19 protein-coding genes and 2 pseudogenes are annotated in these 20,792 nt (G+C 39.1%); 7 read left to right on the top strand and 14 right to left on the bottom strand.

The annotated features are described in order from the left end of the window. Positions 1 to 13 precede the first annotated feature (13 nt). A complete protein-coding gene (locus tag OA84_RS00285) occupies positions 14 to 1,252 on the bottom strand; it encodes an MFS transporter (protein ID WP_039340669.1) in 1,239 nt (412 codons plus the stop codon). Positions 1,253 to 1,338: 86 nt separating this feature from the next. Between OA84_RS00285 and OA84_RS00280 the strand changes: the two genes are divergently transcribed. Next, on the top strand, positions 1,339 to 1,677 hold the full coding sequence (locus OA84_RS00280; protein WP_039340667.1) for a DMT family transporter: 339 nt from the start codon (positions 1,339 to 1,341) through the stop codon (positions 1,675 to 1,677). A 1-nt stretch (position 1,678) separates the two neighbouring features. On the opposite strand, the gene OA84_RS00275 is transcribed toward OA84_RS00280, so the two are convergent. Next, on the bottom strand, positions 1,679 to 3,178 hold the full coding sequence (locus OA84_RS00275) for a GH3 auxin-responsive promoter family protein (protein ID WP_039340664.1): 1,500 nt from the start codon (positions 3,176 to 3,178) through the stop codon (positions 1,679 to 1,681). Between the two features lie 109 nt (positions 3,179 to 3,287). Here OA84_RS00275 and OA84_RS11360 point away from each other — a divergent pair, with 109 nt between their 5' ends. The 3 genes from OA84_RS11360 (at position 3,288) to pth (OA84_RS00265) (ending at position 7,575) form a co-directional block, all read left to right on the top strand. Then, complete coding sequence (locus OA84_RS11360) at positions 3,288 to 3,446, top strand: hypothetical protein (RefSeq protein ID WP_156965012.1); 159 nt, start codon at positions 3,288 to 3,290, stop codon at positions 3,444 to 3,446. Positions 3,447 to 3,533: 87 nt separating this feature from the next. Then, positions 3,534 to 6,896: a transcription-repair coupling factor gene (gene mfd, locus OA84_RS00270; protein WP_039340660.1), complete on the top strand. Its 3,363-nt coding sequence runs from the start codon at positions 3,534 to 3,536 to the stop codon at positions 6,894 to 6,896. A gap of 115 nt (positions 6,897 to 7,011) precedes the next feature. Next, positions 7,012 to 7,575: an aminoacyl-tRNA hydrolase gene (gene pth, locus OA84_RS00265; RefSeq protein ID WP_039340656.1), complete on the top strand. Its 564-nt coding sequence runs from the start codon at positions 7,012 to 7,014 to the stop codon at positions 7,573 to 7,575. Here pth (OA84_RS00265) and OA84_RS00260 read toward each other — a convergent pair. The 5 genes and pseudogenes from OA84_RS00260 to OA84_RS11530 all read right to left on the bottom strand — a co-directional run. Further along, on the bottom strand, positions 7,562 to 8,254 hold the full coding sequence (locus tag OA84_RS00260; RefSeq protein ID WP_052252042.1) for a carbonic anhydrase: 693 nt from the start codon (positions 8,252 to 8,254) through the stop codon (positions 7,562 to 7,564). The two genes, pth (OA84_RS00265) and OA84_RS00260, sit on opposite strands and share 14 nt — an antisense overlap. Positions 8,255 to 8,289: 35 nt before the next feature. Continuing rightward, positions 8,290 to 9,885, bottom strand: a complete 1,596-nt coding sequence (locus OA84_RS00255) for a SulP family inorganic anion transporter (protein ID WP_039340654.1) — start codon at positions 9,883 to 9,885, stop codon at positions 8,290 to 8,292. A 168-nt stretch (positions 9,886 to 10,053) separates the two neighbouring features. After that, positions 10,054 to 10,347 carry a hypothetical protein gene (locus tag OA84_RS00250; RefSeq protein ID WP_039340651.1) on the bottom strand — a complete coding sequence of 98 codons (294 nt, stop codon included), beginning with the start codon at positions 10,345 to 10,347 and terminating at the stop codon, positions 10,054 to 10,056. Between the two features lie 5 nt (positions 10,348 to 10,352). Continuing rightward, the gene (locus OA84_RS00245) at positions 10,353 to 11,033 is read right to left on the bottom strand and encodes a carbonic anhydrase (RefSeq protein ID WP_039340648.1); all 681 of its coding nucleotides are present in this window, start codon (positions 11,031 to 11,033) and stop codon (positions 10,353 to 10,355) included. A gap of 125 nt (positions 11,034 to 11,158) precedes the next feature. After that, a pseudogene (locus tag OA84_RS11530) lies at positions 11,159 to 11,287 on the bottom strand (serine acetyltransferase); the annotation flags it as partial. Between OA84_RS11530 and pth (OA84_RS00240) the strand changes: the two are divergent. Then, positions 11,288 to 11,737: pseudogene (gene pth, locus OA84_RS00240) on the top strand (aminoacyl-tRNA hydrolase); the annotation flags it as partial. Positions 11,738 to 12,017: 280 nt separating this feature from the next. Continuing rightward, entirely contained in the window at positions 12,018 to 13,412 is a 1,395-nt protein-coding gene (locus OA84_RS00235; protein WP_039341010.1) for a S8 family peptidase, read from the top strand. A 78-nt stretch (positions 13,413 to 13,490) separates the two neighbouring features. Here the strand turns inward: OA84_RS00235 and OA84_RS00230 are convergent, their stop codons facing one another. The 7 genes from OA84_RS00230 to OA84_RS00200 all read right to left on the bottom strand — a co-directional run bounded on the left by OA84_RS00230 (position 13,491) and on the right by OA84_RS00200 (position 19,592). Then, entirely contained in the window at positions 13,491 to 14,171 is a 681-nt protein-coding gene (locus OA84_RS00230; protein ID WP_039340646.1) for a carbonic anhydrase, read from the bottom strand. 69 nt (positions 14,172 to 14,240) lie between these two features. After that, entirely contained in the window at positions 14,241 to 14,798 is a 558-nt protein-coding gene (locus tag OA84_RS00225; protein ID WP_039340643.1) for a serine acetyltransferase, read from the bottom strand. Positions 14,799 to 14,819: 21 nt separating this feature from the next. Next, complete coding sequence (locus OA84_RS00220; protein ID WP_039340640.1) at positions 14,820 to 15,980, bottom strand: glycosyltransferase; 1,161 nt, start codon at positions 15,978 to 15,980, stop codon at positions 14,820 to 14,822. 1 nt (position 15,981) lies between these two features. Next, positions 15,982 to 16,542: an acyltransferase gene (locus OA84_RS00215; RefSeq protein WP_039340637.1), complete on the bottom strand. Its 561-nt coding sequence runs from the start codon at positions 16,540 to 16,542 to the stop codon at positions 15,982 to 15,984. A gap of 3 nt (positions 16,543 to 16,545) precedes the next feature. Further along, entirely contained in the window at positions 16,546 to 17,688 is a 1,143-nt protein-coding gene (locus OA84_RS00210; RefSeq protein WP_039340634.1) for a glycosyltransferase, read from the bottom strand. Positions 17,689 to 17,709: 21 nt separating this feature from the next. Further along, entirely contained in the window at positions 17,710 to 18,729 is a 1,020-nt protein-coding gene (locus OA84_RS00205) for a glycosyltransferase family 2 protein (RefSeq protein ID WP_039340630.1), read from the bottom strand. Positions 18,730 to 18,755: 26 nt separating this feature from the next. Beyond that, on the bottom strand, positions 18,756 to 19,592 hold the full coding sequence (locus OA84_RS00200) for a glycosyltransferase family 2 protein (RefSeq protein WP_039340626.1): 837 nt from the start codon (positions 19,590 to 19,592) through the stop codon (positions 18,756 to 18,758). 196 nt (positions 19,593 to 19,788) lie between these two features. Between OA84_RS00200 and OA84_RS00195 the strand changes: the two genes are divergently transcribed. After that, positions 19,789 to 20,784: a glycosyltransferase family 2 protein gene (locus OA84_RS00195; protein ID WP_039341006.1), complete on the top strand. Its 996-nt coding sequence runs from the start codon at positions 19,789 to 19,791 to the stop codon at positions 20,782 to 20,784. The last annotated feature ends 8 nt before the right edge of the window (positions 20,785 to 20,792 follow it).

Raw genomic sequence — 20,792 nt, 5'->3', positions numbered from 1 at the left:
GCTCCTAAAAAATTTAATAGTTCATTTTTCGGAGTTTCGGAACGGTGGTTCCCACCAAAATTGCAATTAAAACCGTCATTGTACCGCCAAAAACCACCGAGCGAACAACGCCCAAAAGTTTTGCCGCAACGCCGCTTTCGAACTGTCCCATTTCATTACTCGACATGATGAAAATGGAATTCACGCTTAAAACGCGCCCGCGGATATGATCCGGCGTTTTCAGTTGTACGATGGTGCCGCGGATGACGACCGAAATACCATCCAACATTCCACTCGCAACCAACAAAAAGAAAGAAAGCCAATAGAGTTTCGAAAGACCAAAACCGATAATGCAAAGTCCGAAGCCCACAACGGCGACGAGCAATATTTTCCCTTGATTTTTGGTGAGCGGAACGAAAGCTAAAGTCATTATGATGCACATCGAACCGATGTCGGAGGCTGCATTGAGCAAGCCAAAACCTTCGGAACCGACTTTTAATATATCCGTCGCAAATACGGGAATCATCGCCACGGCGCCGCCAAAAAGCACCGCGAACATATCAAGGCAAAGTGCGCCCAAAATTTCTTTGGTTTTATAAATATATGCGAGACCTTCTTTCATACTTTTTACGACGCCCAGCGTTCTGTCGCTGTTTTCCGATGGATGCTGGTCAAGAAACCAAAAGAAAAAGGACGCGAAAATCATGGCGCCGACGATAACTAAAATAGTTCCGGAAATATCAATCCAATGAATCAGAAAGCCGCCCAGCGCGTGCCCGGAAACCGAAGCAGTAAGAAAAGTTGCCTGGTTTAAGGTAATCGCGTTCGGAAGTTGTTCACGCGAAACTATTTTTGGAATCATCGCCGGAACAATCGGTCCGATAAAAGCGCGGCAAAAACCCGTGCAGAATATAATGGCGTAAATGAAGTAAGAAATCTGCAGATTGGTTAAATGCAGAAAGCCGGTGCCGAAAAATGCCGGAATCGCAAGTAAGCCAATGAGAAAAACGTAGACGTAATTGCATATGAGCAAAAGCTTTTTTTTTTCGGAATTATCGATGACATGGCCGGCGTACAAAGCCGTGGAAACTGCAGGAATAACTTCCGACAAACCAATCAAACCGATGGCAAAAGGATCGTTTGTTAACTTGTAAATCCACCAACCCATCAGCGTTGCTAGCATTCGGAAAGATAAAACCAAAAAAAAGCGACCTGACATGATGTTGCGGAATTCGGGAATTTTTAAGGTTTGCAGAGGTTGAAGTGAAATCATTCTGCAAAAATATATTTTAAGCACGAAATTTAAGCCGCTAAAAGGGCAAATTTTTCAAATCTGAATTAATGATTTACCTTTGAACAATGAACTGGATTTTACTCATTATCGGCGGGTTATTCGAAACCGGATTTGCGCTATGCCTCGGAAAAGCACAGGAAACCACAGGGAAAGAAAGCTATTTCTGGTGGTTGGGTTTTGGGATTTCGCTGTTTCTGAGTATGTTTTTGCTTTACAAAGCGATTTCGGTGGGCTCGCAACCACTTCCCATCGGTACTGCATACGCTGTCTGGACAGGAATTGGCGCTGTAGGCGCAGTTTTTACGGGAATTTTGCTTTTTAATGAACCCGTAACTTTCTGGCGGATGTTTTTTGTTTTCACCTTAATTGCGTCGGTTGTAGGTTTAAAAGCAGTTTCTAACTAAGCTATTTTTTAAATTTTCCGAGAAAATCACCGATTTTTCTGTCATTTGCCAGGCGCGGAATTTTATTCTGTCCTCCCAATTTTCCTTCGGATTTCGCATAATCCTGAAACGCGTTTTTCTTTAAACTTGTAATGATTAAAGGTTGAAGAACTTTTCCTGAAATTAAATCATCATAATAGGTATTTCTTTTGCGCATTTCGGCATCCAGAAAATCACGAAAATTTGCCAAATCAGCAGGTTCTTTTTCAAACTCCATAAACCATTCATGGTACGGCAAACCATCGGTGGGATTCACCTGCGGCGCCAAATGAAATTCAGTGATTTGCGCCGGCATTTTTTCAACGGTGGCTTTTAAAGCCTCTTCCACTTCAAAAGCGATCACGTGCTCACCAAAAGCGGAGGTGAAATGTTTCGTCCGCCCCGAAACCAAAATCCTGTACGGATTTTTTGAAATAAACCTCACCACATCGCCGATTGAATACGCCCACAATCCGGAATTGGTCGTTAAAATTAAAGCGTAATCTTTGTGAAGTTCAACATCCTTTAAAGTTAACCTTCGCGCATTTTGTTTTCCAAACTCTTCCAACGGAATAAATTCATAAAAAATCCCGTGATTGGTGAGCAATAAAAGTCCTTCTTTTTCAAAATCATCCTGAAAAGCAAAAAATCCTTCACTCGCCGGAAATGTCTGCAGCGTATCTACATTTTTTCCGAGCAATTCGGTCATTTTTTCGCGATATGGCTCGTAGTTCACGCCGCCGGTGATGATGAGTTGAAGATTCGGAAAAAGTTCTGTGATTTTTTTGCCGTTTCTTTCGATTAATTTTTCAAAATACATGATGAGCCACGGTGGTATGCCGGAAATCAGCGTCATATTTTCTTTTTCGGTTTCTTTTACAATCGCGTCCACTTTGGTTTCCCAATCTTCGATGAGGTTGGTTTCCAGGCTCGGTAAACGGTTTTTCTGCAAATAAGATGGAATGTGATGTGCCACAATTCCCGAAAGTCGCCCGGTTTTTACGCCGTAAATTTCTTCAAGTTCCGGACTTCCCTGCAGGAATATCATTTTTCCGTTCACGAAATCTGCATTGTTTTTCTGGGCGATATAGTGAAAAATAGCACTTTGAGCGGCAGCAAGTTGATAGGGCATTCCTTCTTTAGAAATCGGAATGTATTTCGCGCCCGAAGTTGTGCCGGAGGTTTTCGCAAAATATTCCGGTGTTCCCGTCCACAAAATATCGCGCTGGCCCTTTTTTACTTTTTCGATGTAAGGTTTAAGTTCTTCGTAATCGGCGACGGGAACTTTCGCCTGAAAATCTTCGATGTTTTTGATGTCTTCGAACTGATGATGACGGCCAAACAACGTTTTTTCAGCGGTTTTCACCAAAGAAAGCAACAATTTTTGCTGGTTTTCAACAGCATTTTTCTTAAAAGATTTCGTGCCTTTTACGTGATTTTTTGCCCAAATAAGGGCGATATTTTTCTTCAGAAAATTTAGCATAGCACAAATTTAAACCAAAATATAAAATCTTGAACTGAGTAAAATGTAAAAACAAAAAAAACAGCGAAAAAGCAGCTAAAATATGGAATAACACGAATGCACGAATTTTATGGAAAGCCAAATTCATTTAAGTGAAAAAATTAAGCGACGTGCAGCTAAAAAATCAGAGAATATAAAATTGAAAAAAAATGCTCAAAAAGCAGGTAAAAAATTTAAGGATTTTAGAAAAACCAAAAAAAGGGCAAAAAGGCCGTCAAAAAATATTTAACTAAATTTGCAGCGTCGCACACGATTTCGGAACAGTCCCGAAATCGCTTTTTTCGTTTCATTAGACCTTATTTCTTCAGAGATATTTATGCAATTAAAGAAAATCACCGAAACATTTTTGCCTCAATTGCTTCATTTGGGATTTGGCAAAGAACTTTTTACCGAACTGGACAAAAACCGGCATTTGGCGGTGAAATCGTTTGCAGGTTCTTCGCCGGCGGTTTTTGCAGCGGAGCTTTTTTTAATCAAGAAAAAATCGATTCTTTTTCTCACCGACGATAAGGAAGATGCGCTGTATATCACCTCGGAGCTGGAAGATTTACTCGGCAAAGAGAACGTGCTGTATTTTCCACCGACGCATCTCGATCCCTATCAAATCGAAAAAACACAAAATGCAAATTTGGTTTTGCGTACTGAGGTTCTGAACCGCATTCACAATGACAAAAAACCGCGCGTGATGGTGGCGCCGTTTGCTTCGCTGGCGGAAAAGGTGATGAAAAAAGATGATTTTAAAGCGATTTCGCATACCATTAAAGCCGGTGATCAACTCGATTTTGATTTTACAGAAGAATTGTTGCATCAGTTTAATTTTAATCTGACGGATTTCGTTTCGGAACCCGGAGAATTCTCTGTGCGTGGCGGAATTGTAGATGTTTTTTCCTATTCCAATGAAGAGCCATATCGCATCACTTTTTTCGGAAACGAAGTGGAAAGCATCAAAACTTTTGATATTGAAACTCAACTTTCGAAAGCAAAAATCAAAGAATTTCAGCTGGTTTCCAACATGAATTTTTCCGCCATCGGTAAGAAAGTCTCTTTGTTTGATCTGGCACCGAAAGATTTAGTTGTAGTGACAAAAAATGCTTTTGCAGGTTTTAATTTTATTAAAAATTTCTATGAAAAGGCGGAAGAAAATTTTGGAAAGTTAAGCACAGAAATTAAACATCAAAAACCGAAAGAACTTTTTGTGTCAGAAGACGATTTTTCGAAAGACATCAATAAATTTGAGTGGATCGATTTTACTTTGCAGGAAGTGAAAGGCAGCGATGCCACCGTCATCCAATTGAACCAAACGCCGCAGCCGAGCTTTCATAAAAAGTTTGACATGCTGCAGGAAGATCTGGAAGAAAAACAAAACGACGGTTTTGAAACGTGGATTTCTTTTTCCACCGAAAAACAAAAGGAAAGACTGGAATCTATTTTCGAGGAACTGGAAAAAAATGTGCCTTTTAAGTCCTTTAAATCTGAACTGCACGAAGGTTTTGTAGATTTTGAGCACAAAATTTCGGTCTACACCGATCACCAGATTTTCGACCGTTACCAAAGATATAAAGCTAAAAATACTTTTGCAAAATCAGAGCAGATTACGCTGAAAGATTTAATGCAGATGAAAGTCGGCGATTATATTGCGCACATCGACCATGGAATCGGGAAGTTTATGGGTCTGGTGAAAGTGAATAATAATGGCAAAATTCAGGAATGTTTTAAGCTGGTTTATAAAAACGGCGATTTGCTCTATGTGAGCATCCACTCATTGAATAAAATTTCGAAATACAACGGTCCCGACGGTCGCGAAATTGTGCTTTCAAAGCTCGGTTCGCCTGCCTGGAAATCATTAAAACAAAAGACAAAAGCGAAAGTAAAACAAATTGCTTTTGATTTGATTCGACTTTATGCCGAGCGAAAAACCGCAAAAGGATTTGCTTATAAACCCGATTCTTACCTTCAAAATGAACTGGAAGCCAGTTTTATTTATGAAGATACGCCCGATCAGGAAAAAGCGACGATCGATGTGAAAACTGATATGGAAAATGAAACCGTAATGGATCGCCTGATTTGTGGTGATGTAGGTTTCGGGAAAACAGAAATTGCGATTCGGGCAGCTTTTAAAGCGGCAACCGACGGAAAACAGGTGGCTATTTTGGTGCCGACCACGATTCTGGCTTTTCAGCATTATCGTAGTTTTATGGAAAGGCTGAAAGATTTTCCGGTGACGATTTCTTATATGAACCGGTTTAGATCTGCTAAACAGAAAGCGGAAACTTTGGAAGGTTTAAAATCCGGGAAAATTGATATCGTCATCGGAACGCATCAGCTCGTGGGAAATTCGGTGAAATTTAAGGATTTAGGCCTTTTAATTATCGATGAGGAACACAAATTCGGCGTTTCGGTAAAAGACAAACTGAAAACCATAAAAAGCAACGTTGATACATTAACATTAACGGCGACACCGATTCCGCGTACTTTACAATTTTCTTTAATGGCCGCGCGCGATCTTTCGGTCATTAAAACGCCGCCGCCAAACCGCCAGCCGGTGGAAACGCAAATTGTTGGTTTTAATGAAGAAATTATCCGCGATGCGATTTCTTACGAACTTCAGCGTGATGGCCAGGTTTATTTCATTAATAACAGAATTGAAAATCTGAAAGATATTGCAGGTTTAATTCAGCGCCTGGTTCCTGATGCAAAGGTGATTACAGGTCACGGACAGATGGACGGCAAACAGCTGGAACGCAATGTTCTGGATTTTATGGAAGGTAAATATGACGTGCTTGTTTCCACCACCATTATCGAAAGTGGTGTGGATGTGCCGAATGCGAACACGATTTTCATTAATGATGCGCAGCGGTTTGGTATGGCAGATATTCACCAGATGCGCGGCCGTGTTGGAAGGAGCAACCGGAAAGCATTTTGTTTTTTGATTACACCGCCGTTTGATATGGTGACTTCTGATGCACGAAAAAGATTGGAGGCGATTGAACAGTTTTCGGATTTGGGAAGTGGTTTTCAAATCGCCATGAAAGATCTGGAAATTCGTGGTGCCGGCGATTTATTGGGCGGTGAACAAAGTGGTTTCATCAATGAAATGGGTTTCGACACGTACCAGAAAATTATGCAGGAAGCGCTGGAGGAACTTCAAAATGATGAAGAATTCGAAGATTTATTTGATAATGAAGAAGACCGGAAAAAGCTTTTCAAATCTAATAAAGAGGTGAATATTGATACTGATTTGGAATTAATGCTGCCTGATTCTTATGTTCAAAGCATTGAAGAAAGACTTTCGCTTTACCAAAAATTAGCGGAAATTGAAAGTAAGGAAGAGCTGAAAAAAATGGAAAGCGAGCTCATCGACAGATTCGGAAAATTACCGCCGGAAGCAGTGAATTTATTGAAATCCGTAGAATTGAAATGGATTGCTTCTGAAATTGGTTTCGATAAAATTGTGGTAAAAAACGGCGTTTTTCTGGGATATTTTCCGCAAAATCCGCAGGACAAATTTTATCAAAGCGAAAAATTCCGGAAGATTATTGCCTATTTAACGGCATATCCGAGCGAAGCTACTTTAAAAGAAAAAAACAGTAAAGAAGGAAACCAGCTCATGATGCGAAAAGAAAATGTGCAAAATGTGGATGAGGTGAATGCGGTTTTGGAAAGAATTTTAGCTAAATAATTTTTGCCAAAATCAAAAAAAATGCTTAAAAATCCCGGTATTTTTTCCAAGTCAAAAAATTAGCTATTAAAACGTACTTTTTTTAGAAAATTTAAAAATTTAAGAAAAATCATTAATGAAATATTTGATCGTCGGCCTTGGAAATAAAGGTGAAGAATACGAGGAAACACGACATAATGTCGGTTTTAAAATTGCGGAAAAAATCGCGGAAACGCTTGAAGTTCCTTTTAAATCCTCAAACTTTGGTTTGCTTGCGGAAGGCAAATATAAAGGCAGAAAAGTTTTAATTCTAAAGCCGGACACCTATATGAATCTTTCCGGGAATGCGGTGAAATTCTGGCTTCAAAAAGAAAATATTTCTTTGGAAAATCTGATGATTATTACGGATGATCTGGCGCTGCCATTCGGTACTTTAAGAATGAAGATGAAAGGCTCAGACGCTGGTCATAATGGTTTAAAAAGTATTCAGGAACAATTGCAAACGCAAAATTATCCACGATTGCGTTTTGGAATTTCTGCAGAATTTCCTGAAGGAAAACAGGTAGATTATGTTATTGGAAAATGGGAAGGTGAGGAAAAAGAAAAACTTCCCGAAAGAATCGAGAAGTTTTCTAAAGCGTGTCTGTCTTTTGTTTTCGCGGGAATACAGAATACGATGACTGCTTTTAATGGGAAATAGCCATTTCGCCAGTCTGCGCTTCCATTTCAGCATTCATATTTTCGTCTAGCCATGTTACAACACCGCTTTCGACGCAATAGTTGGCACCAACAATTTTAATATTTCCGCTTTTCTCCAGTTGATTAAGCGTAGTACTCTGCTGACGGATATCCTCCATGGTTTTCCGGATATTGCAAACGTTAAGTCTTTCCAGAAGATCGCTGTTTGACGACGAACGTTCTTCGCTTTCTTTAATCAAACCGTCAATACAGCCCTGAAAATGACCAACAAGATGGTTAAGGTTTTCCATGCTCATTCCTTCAATGCTTTGTGCGTCCAAACCGCCTTTCAGAGCGCCACATTTGGTGTGCCCGAGGACCACTACCAATTTGGAACCGGCGACATTACAGCCAAACTCCATGGAACCAAGAATATCTTTATTTACAAAGTTTCCGGCGATCCGTATGCTGAAAATATCGCCTAAACCCTGATCAAAAATCAGTTCTGCAGAAGTACGGCTGTCGATACAGCTAAGTATTACTGCAAAAGGCCACTGCCCGGCGCGCGTATCGTTTACCTGCTCGAGCAGATTTCGGTTCATTTTTAGGTTCTGTACAAAGCGTTGGTTTCCTTCTTTTAGAAAATTAAGCGCTTTTTCTGGTGTTGTTGTAGATTGTGTTTCTAAGGTATGTGCTTTCATTTATTTATTTTAAAGTTGATGTTGAGTTTTTTAAGTTACATGGCTCTTCTGTGGGCAATGATGATGTGTGAATCTTCGTCGTCAGCGTATTCCTGATAAGAGGTTTTGAAACCTACTAGCCTCACTTCAATATCCTCTTCTTTTGCACGGATATTGGCAAACTCCTGAATCATTTCAAGAATATCGGTCGCGATGTAGGAGGTTGATCTGGCATCAATACAGACCTGTGAGTTTGGTTTGATGTTTTTAAGCGTTTTTTTAATGGCCGCTTTATTAAGAAAAGAAACCTCTTCTGCAAGTTTTATATTGATTTCATCAGCATCGTCAAGCTCTTCTCGGCTCAGATAGTAAGCTCGTTTCATATTTCCCTGAAGGATATAGAAGATCGAAATCAATAATCCAATTCCCACACCCTTCAGTAAATCAAGCGAAACTACTGCGACTACTGTCGCGATGAAAGGGATAAACTGGTATTTTCCTTTATGCCAGAAATGCATCACCGTTGCAGGTTTCGCCAGTTTGTAACCTACCAGAAGTAAAACCGCGGCCAAAGTAGCGAGTGGAATCATATTCAGAATAAACGGAATCGTAAGAACGCAAATCAGCAATAGAGCGCCATGAATAACGGTAGATAATTTAGAGGTTGCTCCGGCACTTGCATTGGCAGAACTTCTTACGACCACCGAGGTCATCGGTAAACCGCCGATTGCTGAAGAAATTAAATTTCCGATTCCCTGTGCACGAAGCTCTAAGTTAGTGTCTGTAATTCTCCTGCGCTTATCCAAACGGTCGGAAGCTTCAATACACAGTAATGTTTCGATGGACGCCACAATAGCGATCGTTGCGCCAACAATCCAAACTTTTGGATTCAGGAAACCCTGAAAGTCCGGAAAAACAATCATGTCTTTAAAGTCTGCCGCACTTTGCGGAACGGGAAGGGAAACCAAATGTTCTGGGCCGATCGCAAGTGAACTTCCGGAAAGGATGAAGATATAATTCAGCATAATACCTGCAGCTACTGCCACTAGTGCTCCGGGAATCATTTTGAGTTTTTTCAGTGCTGGAAATTTATCCCAGGCCAAAAGAATAATGATGGAGACCAACGTAACGATTACTGCACCAGGATGAATTCCCGCGGCCAATTCGCTAAAATAATTTGGGTTAAAACCATTGGCGAAAAGCGTCTGGTTTCCTTCAAAATCTTTATCAAAACCCAATGCATGAGGGATCTGCGTTAAGATGATGATGATCCCAATCCCGGCCAGCATCCCTTCGATAACGTTGGTGGGAAAATAATTTGAAATACTTCCGGCTCTTATAAAACCTAAAATTAACTGAAGAATCCCGGCAATAATTCCGGCGCAAAGGAAAAGTTCGAATGCACCTAAATCGGTAATAGCAGTAAGTACAATAGCGGTTAATCCCGCTGCGGGTCCGCTGACCGAGATATTCGAATTACTAAGATAACCGACAACCAAACCGCCGATAATTCCTGCAATAATCCCGGAAAGCGGTGGTGCGCCTGAGGCTAATGCAATCCCAAGACACAGTGGGAGTGCTACTAAAAATACGACGAGTCCTGAAGGGAAATTTTCTTTAATCCCTCCATATATAGAAAGTGTTTTTTTCATTTTTTTTGAAAAATTGTGCTGCCTTTAGCCACAGCTGGCCGTTTGGAATTTCGTACAGGAAATATCCGGACACAGTTTGTGACTACAGCGGTTGAAATGTAATTTTTGATACAGAACGGTTTGCCAGCACTTAAAAAAGTGTGGAATGTTCATTAAAAGCGATAAAAATTAAACTTCGGGAGGCGGGGAAAATATCGTAAGAAAAGGAGAGAGGTGTACAGAATCATCTGCACATATAAATGAATTTGCTGAGAAATCTCTTTCAAAAAACTGCAGGAAGTCACGAACACTAAGTGTTTCCGGAATGGTTTTTTCGTTGATTACCAGCGGTGAGTGTTGGGTTTCTTCTTCGGAAATAATCATATTAGTCGCCGGCAAATCCCAATTGAAAAACGTGGCAATAGTTGGTAATGCCATGAAATTCAAAAAGACCGTCAATGTTATGATGCTCCAAAGTTTCATATTGATCAGATGAGGTTTTTATTTTTTTTGCGACTCATTACCCATTCTGAGTTGGTTAAATTGTAAATCTTCTGAATGTCTTTCAGAATACTTTCAAAATCAATTTCCAGATCGATGATCTTTCCTGTTTTCAGATCGAAAACCCAGCCGTGAACAATTGGATATTCATCGACCAAATACTGTTCCTGAACCACAGCCATTTTAATAACGTTGATGCACTGTTCCTGAACATTGAGTTCTACAAGGCGGTCGTAACGTTTTTGACCGTCCTCAATAGCATCCAATTCAGCCTGATGCAGCCTGTAAACATCGCGTATATTCCTGAGCCATGGATTCATCAGCCCAAGATCCTGAGGCGTCATTGCAGCTTTTACACCGCCACATCCATAGTGTCCGCAAACGATGATGTGTTTCACTTTCAGGTGTTCAACGGCGTACTGAATCACAGCGGTAGCACTCATGTCCAGCGTGTTTACGACGTTTGCAACGTTTCGGGTTACAAATACTTCGCCCGGTTTTAAACCCATCATTTCCTCTGCGGAAACACGGCTGTCTGAACATCCAATATAAAGATAATCAGGAGTTTGTGATGCAGAGAGGGTTTTGAAAAAGTCTTTGTCCTCAGCAAGTTTTGACTCCACCCATTTTTTATTGTTTTCGAAAATAACTTCGTACGACTTTTTCATAAATAACTGTTTAGCGTTTACTTATATTATTTCGCATAAGTTGTTCTCTAATTCAATAGACTAAATCAATAATGCAAAAATAGATGTTCAGAATTAAAAAACCAGTATTTAACAAAAATTTAATATTAAATTTTATGATTAATATAGGCTTCTGTTGCATTTGCGTTTGTGGTGATTTGTGCGGGATTTCCGATAACGACTGAATTTTCAGGCACATCGAAGTTTACATAAGCGTTGGGAGCAATCAGCACATTAAATCGTCAAACTTCGGTTTGCTGGCCGAAGGAAAATACAAAGGCAGAAAGGTTTTGATTTTAAAGCCCGACACTTACATGAATCTTTCCGGAAATGCGGTGAAATTCTGGCTGCAAAAAGAAAATATTCCGCTGGAAAATTTAATGATTATTGCGGATGATCTGGCGTTGCCTTTTGGCACATTAAGAATGAAAATGAAGGGCTCCGACGCCGGTCATAACGGTCTAAAAAGCATTCAGGAACAATTGCAAACGCAAAATTATCCACGCTTGCGTTTCGGCATTTCTGCAGAATTTTCGGAAGGAAGACAGGTGGATTATGTTCTTGGAAAATGGAATGAAGAAGAACGCGCAAAATTACCGGAAAGAGTGGAGAAATTTTCAAAGGCTACTTTGTCTTTTATTTTCGCCGGAATACAAAATGCGATGACTTCTTTTAACGGGAAGTAAAAAAAGGGTTTATAAAATTCATTAAAAAAAAGAAAACCGCTTCAAAAGGCGGTTTTCTTCGTATTTACACATTTTCAATAGAATGCGTTATTAATTTTGTTAAAATGTGAAATTTCAACATAATTGTTGGATAAAAAAGAATTTAAATAAATTATGAAAAAAGCTATGATATATTTTTTCTAGTGGAAATAATTTATATATTTGTTTGCTTTTTTACTTAAAACATTTTAAAGCAGTGAATTTATCACTGAAATCTAACTTTTTAATTATTCAAATTTTTATGACAAAATTAAACTTTAAACTTGCGCTTGTTGGAGCCATGACCATGGCAGTAGCAAGCTGTTCTTCAGACGCGGACCGATTAAATTCGGAAGTCGCAGCAGACAATTATTCCAAAGTAGCAGCTAATACAGCAGCTTTTGGAGAAACTGAAGGGATTCTGATAAAATTTAAAGAAGGAACATCGGACAGTAAGAAACAAGATGTTTTCGCAAAAATAGGTGGTAAAGTAAGTGAAAAAGTACTTACCAAAATGATGGAACGTAAAGGTCAGAAAGAGGCGGTGAATGTAGTAAGCGTTTCCATCAATGCTTTTGAAGCAATTTCTAAAGCGAAAGGAATGGCGGGCGTTGAATATGTAGAACCTAACTACGTGTACCAACATCACGCAACCTCTAACGATACTTATTTCACCAACGGGTCTCTTTGGGGAATGTATGGTGCAAGCACATCACCGGCAAACCAATACGGGACTAATGCTGCCAGTCAATGGGCTGGCGGAAGCACTGGCTCTAGCAACGTTTACATTGGTATTATCGATGAAGGTTACATGTATTCTCATGAAGATATCGCACCTAACGCAGGGGTAAATACTGGGGAAGTTGCAGGTAACGGTGTTGATGATGACAAAAATGGACTCGTTGACGATGTTTATGGGTACGATTTTGCAAACGGCGATGCTCAGGTTTTCGATGATGCAAATGATGATCACGGAACTCACGTTGCAGGAACAATCGGTGCTGTAGGCGGAAACGGAAAAGGTGTTGCCGGAGTGGTTTGGAATGTAAAACTTCTTAGTGCAAAATTCTTAGGAAGAAGAGGCGGAACTACTGCAAATGCTATTAAAGCAGTTGATTATTTTACGGATTTAAAATTAAGAAATGGTATCAATATCGTAGCAACCAACAACTCTTGGGGTGGTGGCGGTTTCTCTCAGGCACTTTTTGATGCAATCGAGAGAGCAAACCAAGCAGGAATCTTGTTCGTAGCAGCTGCCGGAAACGAAAGCTCCAACAACGATACTACAACTACCGGATATCCTTCTAAATATACCAACGATAACATCATCAGCGTTGCATCAATTACCAACACAGGCGCACTTTCAAGCTTCTCTAACTACGGAGCTACCACTTGTGATATTGCTGCACCGGGATCAGGAATTTGGTCAACTGTACCAAAGTCTTCAAAAGGAAAAATGATTTCTGCATATGCAAGTTATAATGGGACTTCCATGGCAACGCCGCATGTTGCAGGTGCAGTAGCTTTATATGCTTCTAAACATCCAGGTTCATCTGCAAGTCAAATTAGAGGAGCAATTCTTTCTTCTGCTACACCTACCGCATCTTGCGCAGGAAAAATGACAACAGGAGGACGACTTAATGTTTCCAGTTTCTAAATTAAATTAAATTTTACGCGAATAGCCGGAACAATATGTTTGTTCCGGCTATTTTTTTGGCGCTAAAAAGCACTTTTTTTAAATTAAATTTTTGTTGTTTTTGCGACTCATAACCCAGTTCGAATCGGTGAGGTTATAAATCTTTTGAATGTCTTTCAGGATTTGTTCAAAATCGATTTCCAGATCGATGATTTTTCCGCTGCGCATATCGAAAACCCAACCGTGCACGATTGGATATTCATCAATTAAATATTCTTCCTGCACGCACGCCATTTTAATAACGTTGATGCATTGCTCTTGAACATTCAGTTCTACCAAACGGTCGTAACGTTTTTGTTCATCTTCGATGGCGTCCAGTTCGGTCTGATGCAAACGGTACACATCACGGATCGTTCTCAACCACGGATTTAACAATCCTAAATCTTCCGGCGTCATCGCTGCTTTAATACCACCGCAACCGTAATGTCCGCAAACAATAATGTGTTTCACCTGAAGATGTTCCACCGCGTACTGTATGACGGCGGTTGAGCTCATGTCCAAAGTATTCACCACATTTGCGATGTTTCGGTGCACAAAGAGTTCGCCCGGTTTCATGCCCATCATTTCTTCCGCGGAAACACGACTGTCCGAACATCCGATGTACAGATATTCCGGCGTTTGCGTTGCTGAAAGTGTTTTAAAAAAATCCGGATTGTCCACCAGCTGAGATTCCAGCCACTTTTTATTATTTTCAAAAATTCGTTCGTAAGATTTTTTCATCACAAAAGTTTTTATTTAATTTAAAAAGGAAAAATCAGGGCTAAAAGCAGCCAAAATTTTTCTGAAAGATTATTTTATTTTATTGTTGATATAACCCACAGTTGCATTTTCATTGGTGCTGAAAGTCGCCGGATTTCCCACCACAATTGAGCTATCAGGAACGTTGATGTTCACATATGCATTGGGAGCTATCAAAACATTATTACCGATTTTGATGTTCCCGACAATCACCGCATTCGGGCCGATCCAGACTTCATCGCCGATTTCGGGTACGCCTTCATTTTTACCACGATTTGACTGTGCGATGGTTACACCCTGCGCAATATTGCAGTTTTTACCGATTTTCGTTTTAGGATTTATCACCACCGCGCCCCAATGTCCAAGGTAAAAACCTGCGCCAATCTGTGTTTCGGGATAGATCTGGAAACCATATTTAATCTGATAATGCCGTAAAACCAATCTCCAGATTTTTCCTTTAAAACTGTTTTTCTGAAATTTTTGTGCATTTCGCAGCAAATAAATGAAATGAAGATTCGGGCTAAAACATTTTTTCCAGATTTGAACGGTCGAAAGCCATTGGCCACTTTCGCGATAAAAATCTTTTTGAAGCAGAGAATGTTTAGACATAGAAACAAAGATAATAGAAGTTTACAGTTCGTCGATAATTTTTGTAAGCGCCTGCACGGAATTTTTCAGGTTAAACGGCGCCTGATATTCAGCTAAATTTTGCTCGTATTCAGCAAAAACTTCCGGCTTTTCGAGGGCTTTTTTGATTCCTTCGTAAATTCCCTTTTCAGAATTTTCCATAATCAAACCGAGTTTTCCGTCTTCCACCATTTCGCGAACGCCCGAAACATCGGTCGCAATAATTTTCTTTTTCAAAGTAATTGCTTCAAATAAAACCGTGGGAAACCCTTCGTAACGCGAGCTTAAAACAAAATAGTCAGCAGCTTTAATTAAAGGATAAGGATTTCCAGAATAACCCAAAAGCGTCACAGTTTCCGTGATTTTTAGCTCCTGACGAAGTTTTTCGATATTTTCAAAATCATAACCGTCGCCGATAATTAAAATTCGGTGGTCGAAACCTTCATTTAAAATCTGCTTGTGAACTTGTAGTAATCGATCAAAGCCCTTTTGCGGGAAAACCGTTCCGACAGAAACAAAGGTTTTTACTTTATTTTCAAACTGGTAATTTTCGAGCGGCAAATTCGATTTTGCTAAAATTTCTTCAGTGTCTAAAGGATTATAAATGCGCAAAATTTTTTGCCGCTCTTCAGAATTTTGAGAAAATTGCTCAAAATCACGCCGAATTTTTTCGGAAATAACAAGAATTTTATCAAAACCAAAAAATCGCCGAAACTCTGCTTCAGTATAATTTTTAAATTCTGTTTTCGTCAAATCATTATGAATCCAAATGATTTTTTTTGAGGATTTTAGAGGAGAATTTAAAATTTCATCCCGCATGCCGTGGATCGCAGCAAACTCGACATCATATTTTTTTCCGTTCAAAATAAACTGATAAAGCAAACCCGGAAATGTTTTCAAAATTTTCTGGTAAATAACCCGGAATATTTTAACAGGAATATCTTGCAGGCGATTCGTTGTAATCATTTCGCCTTTGTTCAGATATTTGATGTTGATCCAGTCCGGAACTTCAGATACATATTTCCCCGAATAAAGATTCAGCAAAAGATCGATGTCGTACTTATCTTTCGGCAGGTTTTTCAGAAAAGTCACCAGAACTTTTTCCGCGCCGCCGTGGCGCAGGGAACCAATTCTGATCAGGATTTTCTTCTTTTCGGCCTCCAATTTATTTTACTGCTTTATAAGTATGAGGCAAATTTTCTTTGATATGCGCATCCAGCTGAGCACGGTTTTTTTCGAGCTTACGCGGATAAAAAACGTTGTTTTTCAGCGCTTTTTCGCCATATTCTTCAACAGTGCAGATGAATTTCGCGGGAACGCCAGCGTAAACGGAATTTGGTAAAGTCGAAGAATTCAGCACAGAACCTGCACCCAAAATGCAATTGTCGCCCATTTCCACGCCGGGAAGAATTGTGCAGTTATTTCCGATAAAGCAGTTTTTCCCGATTTTTATTCTGCCAAAATTTCGCGCATCAGCGAATTTTTCCATGGAACGGATGACGTACATCGCACCATCATGATTGATGAAAGTGCAGTTCGCGGTGATTTTCGTATTGTCACCGATTTCAATTAAATAAGGTTCCGACCCGAATTTTGGAGCTTCAATAAAAATTACATTTTTGCCAACGTTCAAGCCGCGCGCTTTGCAAATTTCGATGTACGCGGTATCGCGCAGCCGCCACAGCAAATCTTCAATTTTAAGAATAATCCGGTAGAAAATTTCCATTTTTTAATTAAATAATTGGTCAAGTTGCTGATAAATTTCCACGTTTCGCGCTTTTAATTCTGTTAAAGAATTATGCGCACCGAATTTTTTTTCTAAAGTCGGTTCATCCAAAACTCGCTTCATCGTTTGGTAAAGTTCCTGTTTTCCCGGTTTGAAAAGCAAACCGTTTATTTCGTTTTGAACCATTTCCGAAACGCCGCCAACATCGGTTGCTAAAACAGGTTTGTTCAAAATTAATGCTTCGCCAATGACCATCGGATAACTTTCGCTATACGACGGCAACAAAAAATATCGGGCATTTTGCATATATTTTATGGGATTTTCGGAAAAACCATAAAGGAAAAAAGTGTCTTTTAAACCGTATTTTTTTATCAAATTTTCCAATTCTTTCAGCTGCATGCCGTCACCAACTATCAAAGTTTTGATGCTGTAACCTTCGCAAATCAGCTGATGATGCGCTTCAACCAGATCAGCAAAACCTTTCGCGGAAAATAATCTTCCCACTGAAACGAAATCAATATCGCAGAATTTTTCTTCAACGTTTTCCTGCGCTTTTCCCAGAATTTCTTCGATGTTCAGCGGATTGTAAATAACGTGTGCATGATTTAGTTGAACATTCCAGTTTTTTTCGACTATGTTTTTTCCGTGCTTTGAAACAAAAACTCCGTTGTCGAATTTAAGCATTTGGTTCGCAAATTTCTGGTTTTCTTTTTCGCCGAAACCTGAATTTCGCAGATCTCCGTGAATCCAGAATATTTTTTTGCTGTTCCGGTTTGGGCTTTTCAAAACATTTTTCATCATATAATGACTGAAAGCAACTTCGAAATCAAAATCTAAAAGCTGGTTTTTTTTGTAAAAATATTCCGGAAAAACCTCGAAAAAACCATATTTAAACCGCCTTTTTATTTTCTGAAAAGTTTTTAAAAAAGGATTTTCCGAAAAGCTTTTGCTGTTTTCACCTACGGAAATAACGCGGACGTTTTTAGGAACGCGATTGAGAAATTCACCTTGCCGGTAATTTAAAAGCAGCACAATTTCAAACTTATTTTTATCCAAATGGTGCAGAATATTCAGCAAAACTGCTTCAATACCGCCCATTTCAAGCGACCTGTTTCGGAAAATAATTTTCTTTTTTTTTGCCGGCATTTTATTTTAATCCAATGTTTTTTAGAAATCCACAGAGGCACCTAAAGCACGGTATTGCTGTTTAAACTTTTCGGTCCAAGTCTGGAAATCAGAAATGTTCATTTTTTCATCGATAAATTTAATAAAATATTCCGGTGAAAAGTCTTTAGGGAAATTTTCCAGCGAATCAAAATGTCCTTCAAACCACGCTTCATTAATTAAATGGTTAAAATAATTCACGTCAAAATCCACGTTGTATTTGTGGTAAGAATTAGTCGCGGCAGATTGAAATGTAGTTTTTAGAACCTCGTTTTTCGTGCGCGCCACAAAGTTTTGGTGCTTGTTTTTGTGATACCAGGTCGCGGCATTTTTCAGCTGTTGTTTTTCATTAACAAGGTTTTGCGCATCTTTCCAAAGATGCAGCCAATAATCTTTACGGTAAATTCCCATCGCGATGGAATGCAGTGCAAAATATTTCCGGCGCGTCTCATTATCAACGATTCCAAATTTGTACAAAATGGTGAAAAACTTGAATTTATTGTACATGAAACAATCCATTAAAAATTCATTCGCGGTGAACAGTTTTTTCGGAATGGTGCGCTCAATATTTGCATTAATTTCACTGACATTCAGAAAATTATCTTCGGAAAAATTGCCAAGCCACCCCAATTTCAAAAGCGAAATTTCGTGGTTTTCCATGTCTTTTCCGATCTCTGATAAATCAATGGGTTGCGTAAACCAAACATCGTCTTCCGTAACCAAAACATAATCAGTAGAATTTTTTACAGTTTCAACCCAAAGATCGGTGGGGATTTTAAAACCGTTTATTTCCTGACCGGTTTCAAAATTTTCCTGAATCGCTGAAGTTTTTTCAGCATAGTGCGCCGAGGTTAAAATCTCCGCAAAGTCAAATTTCTGCTGAATTTTTTCCAGATATTTTTTCGGCGTTCCATCGTCCAAAATTTTCACTTTATATTTTCCGCTCACAAATTTTTCGATGCTTTGCAGGCAGCGATCCAGATAAAATGGACGGTTAAAAGATTTGATGAGAATCGTGATCATTTGGATTTCAAGTGAAACTTTAAATTTTAGGCATTAAAAAGGCGAAAAATTCGTCTTTGTATTTTTTTTACAATGGTGTTTTCTTTTTCAAAGAGTACTTTTGCGATGTCGATATTCGCTGAAATTTCTAAACCATTGATGTTTGAAATCCCGCGCCGAGCGCAGGTGTCCAAAAGCACTTTTCGCCAGTTTTGATGGAGTTTTTCTTTCTTAGTTTTATCCTGTGAAACACCTTGTCTGTGTTGTCGGTAAAAGTATAGCGGTTTCGGAATGTATTTAAAATCACCTTTTTCATAGAGTTTTAAATACAAATCGAAATCAACTGAGGAAGTTAGATTCTCGTTGATCCCAACTGTTTTAAAATACGTTTCGCGTCTAAAAGTGAAAAAATGCGAAACTTCATTATTGATGTTGAAAAAATATTTTTCGCCGTTTTTAACTTTAGTTGTGCGCGAAAAAACTTTCAACGGTTTTAAGTTTTCGTCACAAAAGATGATTTTCGAATAAGTTGCTACAATTTCCGAACGATCCTGAAATTGCTGAATACTGAGCTGCAGTGCGTCTTTAGAAACCGCGTCGTCCGGATCAATGAAGCCGCAGATTTCACCTTTTGCGAGTTCAATGCACTTTTTTTTGGTAAAACCTACGCCTTCATTTTTTTCATTTTTGAAAATCCGCACACGCGTATCAGTTGCAGTAATCTCCCGTATTTTTTCCAGCGAATGATCGGTAGAACAATCATCCACCAAAACTATTTCGAAATTCTGGTATGTTTGGTTAAAAACGCTTCGGTAAAATTCCTCGAAAAATTCAAAATTGTTGTAGTAAGCGACAAGCACAGAAAATAGCGGCGTTTTGGTCATTAGAAAAATGAAATTTTTAGCCGAAATAACGGCGAATTTTTATTGAGATTTTCTGTGTTTCTGTTGCTTTATTCTTTAAAACATCAATCTTTCAAATATATTAATATTCAGCTGCTTTTGTGAGCTTTTTTAGCTTTTTTTGAAGCTTAAATACAAGTTTCCGCATTTATTGAGTATTTTTGAAAAAATGCGCTGGATGAATCCTCTAGTTTCAATTATAATACCCGTTTACAACTGCGAAGATTTCCTTGAAAGATGTTTGGAATCCATCCGGAACCAAACCTACCCAGAAATCGAAGTGCTTTTGGTGAATGATAAAAGCTTGGACAAAAGCGGCGAAATTGCTGAAAACTATATTGAAAAATACCAACTGAAAAACTGGAAAATCATTCATTTGGAAGAAAATTTAGGTTCGTCGGTTGCGCGAAATATCGGGATCGATCGCACGACCGGAAAATATATTTTCTTTGTCGATAGTGATGACACGATTACTCCGGACTGCATTGAAACACTCGTAGAAATTTCGGAAAAAACCGGTGCTGAAATGACGATTTCCCAGTTGGAATGCGAGAAAGCGACGACAGGCGAAAAATCTATCTGTATTAAAATCAAAACCAGTTATGAACTGCTCACGGACAACGCAAAAATTTTTGAGGAATTTGCAGCTGGAAATTTGGTAACATATCCGGTGAATAAACTGATTAAAACTGAATTTCTGAAAGAAAATAATCTCTATTTCAAGCCCGGAATTTATGCGCAGGACGAACTCTGGACTTTCCAGTGTATGCTGAAAATGAGTACGATTGCCATTCATCACGGCATTACTTACACCTATTTCCTCCACGACAAATCGGTGATTCACAATCGCAAGAAAAAACATTTCGATGATTGGTTTACCATCGGAAAAGCTGTGGACGAAGCTTTTCAAAAGGAAAAAAATTACCGGCGAAAGGAGCAAATTTTGCAATATTTAACTGCTTATAAATCTTTGACTTTGCTGATGAACTGGCGCGCGCAGAAAGACGAAAACCTTTGGAAAGAAAGCTACAGTAATTATAAAAAATTGTCCAAATTAAGCCCAAAAAATTATTTCTCTAAAGATTTTACGGTTCAGACAAAAAAAGCGGATTTGTTTACGCGCTTGCCGACAGAGTTTGGATTTCGGTTTTTTAAATGGCGCTACGAACGCTGATTTAATCT

Origin of the sequence: Kaistella solincola (assembly GCF_000812875.1) — a bacterium.
GTDB classification, from domain to species: Bacteria; Bacteroidota; Bacteroidia; order Flavobacteriales; family Weeksellaceae; genus Kaistella; species Kaistella solincola.
This window is presented reverse-complemented; position numbering and strand designations above follow the sequence as displayed.

Excerpts from the sequence above, each read along its gene's own strand:
- OA84_RS00200 (WP_039340626.1), bottom strand. The coding sequence starts at position 19,592 with ATGACCAAAACGCCGCTATTTTCTGTGCTTGTCGCTTACTACAACAAT.
- mfd (WP_039340660.1), top strand. The coding sequence starts at position 3,534 with ATGCAATTAAAGAAAATCACCGAAACATTTTTGCCTCAATTGCTTCAT.
- OA84_RS11360 (WP_156965012.1), top strand. The coding sequence starts at position 3,288 with ATGGAAAGCCAAATTCATTTAAGTGAAAAAATTAAGCGACGTGCAGCT.
- OA84_RS00225 (WP_039340643.1), bottom strand. The coding sequence starts at position 14,798 with ATGTCTAAACATTCTCTGCTTCAAAAAGATTTTTATCGCGAAAGTGGC.
- OA84_RS00205 (WP_039340630.1), bottom strand. The coding sequence starts at position 18,729 with ATGATCACGATTCTCATCAAATCTTTTAACCGTCCATTTTATCTGGAT.
- OA84_RS00280 (WP_039340667.1), top strand. The coding sequence starts at position 1,339 with ATGAACTGGATTTTACTCATTATCGGCGGGTTATTCGAAACCGGATTT.
- OA84_RS00235 (WP_039341010.1), top strand. The coding sequence starts at position 12,018 with ATGACAAAATTAAACTTTAAACTTGCGCTTGTTGGAGCCATGACCATG.
- OA84_RS00255 (WP_039340654.1), bottom strand. The coding sequence starts at position 9,885 with ATGAAAAAAACACTTTCTATATATGGAGGGATTAAAGAAAATTTCCCT.
- OA84_RS00210 (WP_039340634.1), bottom strand. The coding sequence starts at position 17,688 with ATGCCGGCAAAAAAAAAGAAAATTATTTTCCGAAACAGGTCGCTTGAA.
- OA84_RS00195 (WP_039341006.1), top strand. The coding sequence starts at position 19,789 with ATGAATCCTCTAGTTTCAATTATAATACCCGTTTACAACTGCGAAGAT.
- OA84_RS00245 (WP_039340648.1), bottom strand. The coding sequence starts at position 11,033 with ATGAAAAAGTCGTACGAAGTTATTTTCGAAAACAATAAAAAATGGGTG.
- OA84_RS00250 (WP_039340651.1), bottom strand. The coding sequence starts at position 10,347 with ATGAAACTTTGGAGCATCATAACATTGACGGTCTTTTTGAATTTCATG.
- OA84_RS00215 (WP_039340637.1), bottom strand. The coding sequence starts at position 16,542 with ATGGAAATTTTCTACCGGATTATTCTTAAAATTGAAGATTTGCTGTGG.
- OA84_RS00230 (WP_039340646.1), bottom strand. The coding sequence starts at position 14,171 with ATGAAAAAATCTTACGAACGAATTTTTGAAAATAATAAAAAGTGGCTG.
- OA84_RS00260 (WP_052252042.1), bottom strand. The coding sequence starts at position 8,254 with ATGAAAGCACATACCTTAGAAACACAATCTACAACAACACCAGAAAAA.
- OA84_RS00275 (WP_039340664.1), bottom strand. The coding sequence starts at position 3,178 with ATGCTAAATTTTCTGAAGAAAAATATCGCCCTTATTTGGGCAAAAAAT.
- OA84_RS00285 (WP_039340669.1), bottom strand. The coding sequence starts at position 1,252 with ATGATTTCACTTCAACCTCTGCAAACCTTAAAAATTCCCGAATTCCGC.
- pth (WP_039340656.1), top strand. The coding sequence starts at position 7,012 with ATGAAATATTTGATCGTCGGCCTTGGAAATAAAGGTGAAGAATACGAG.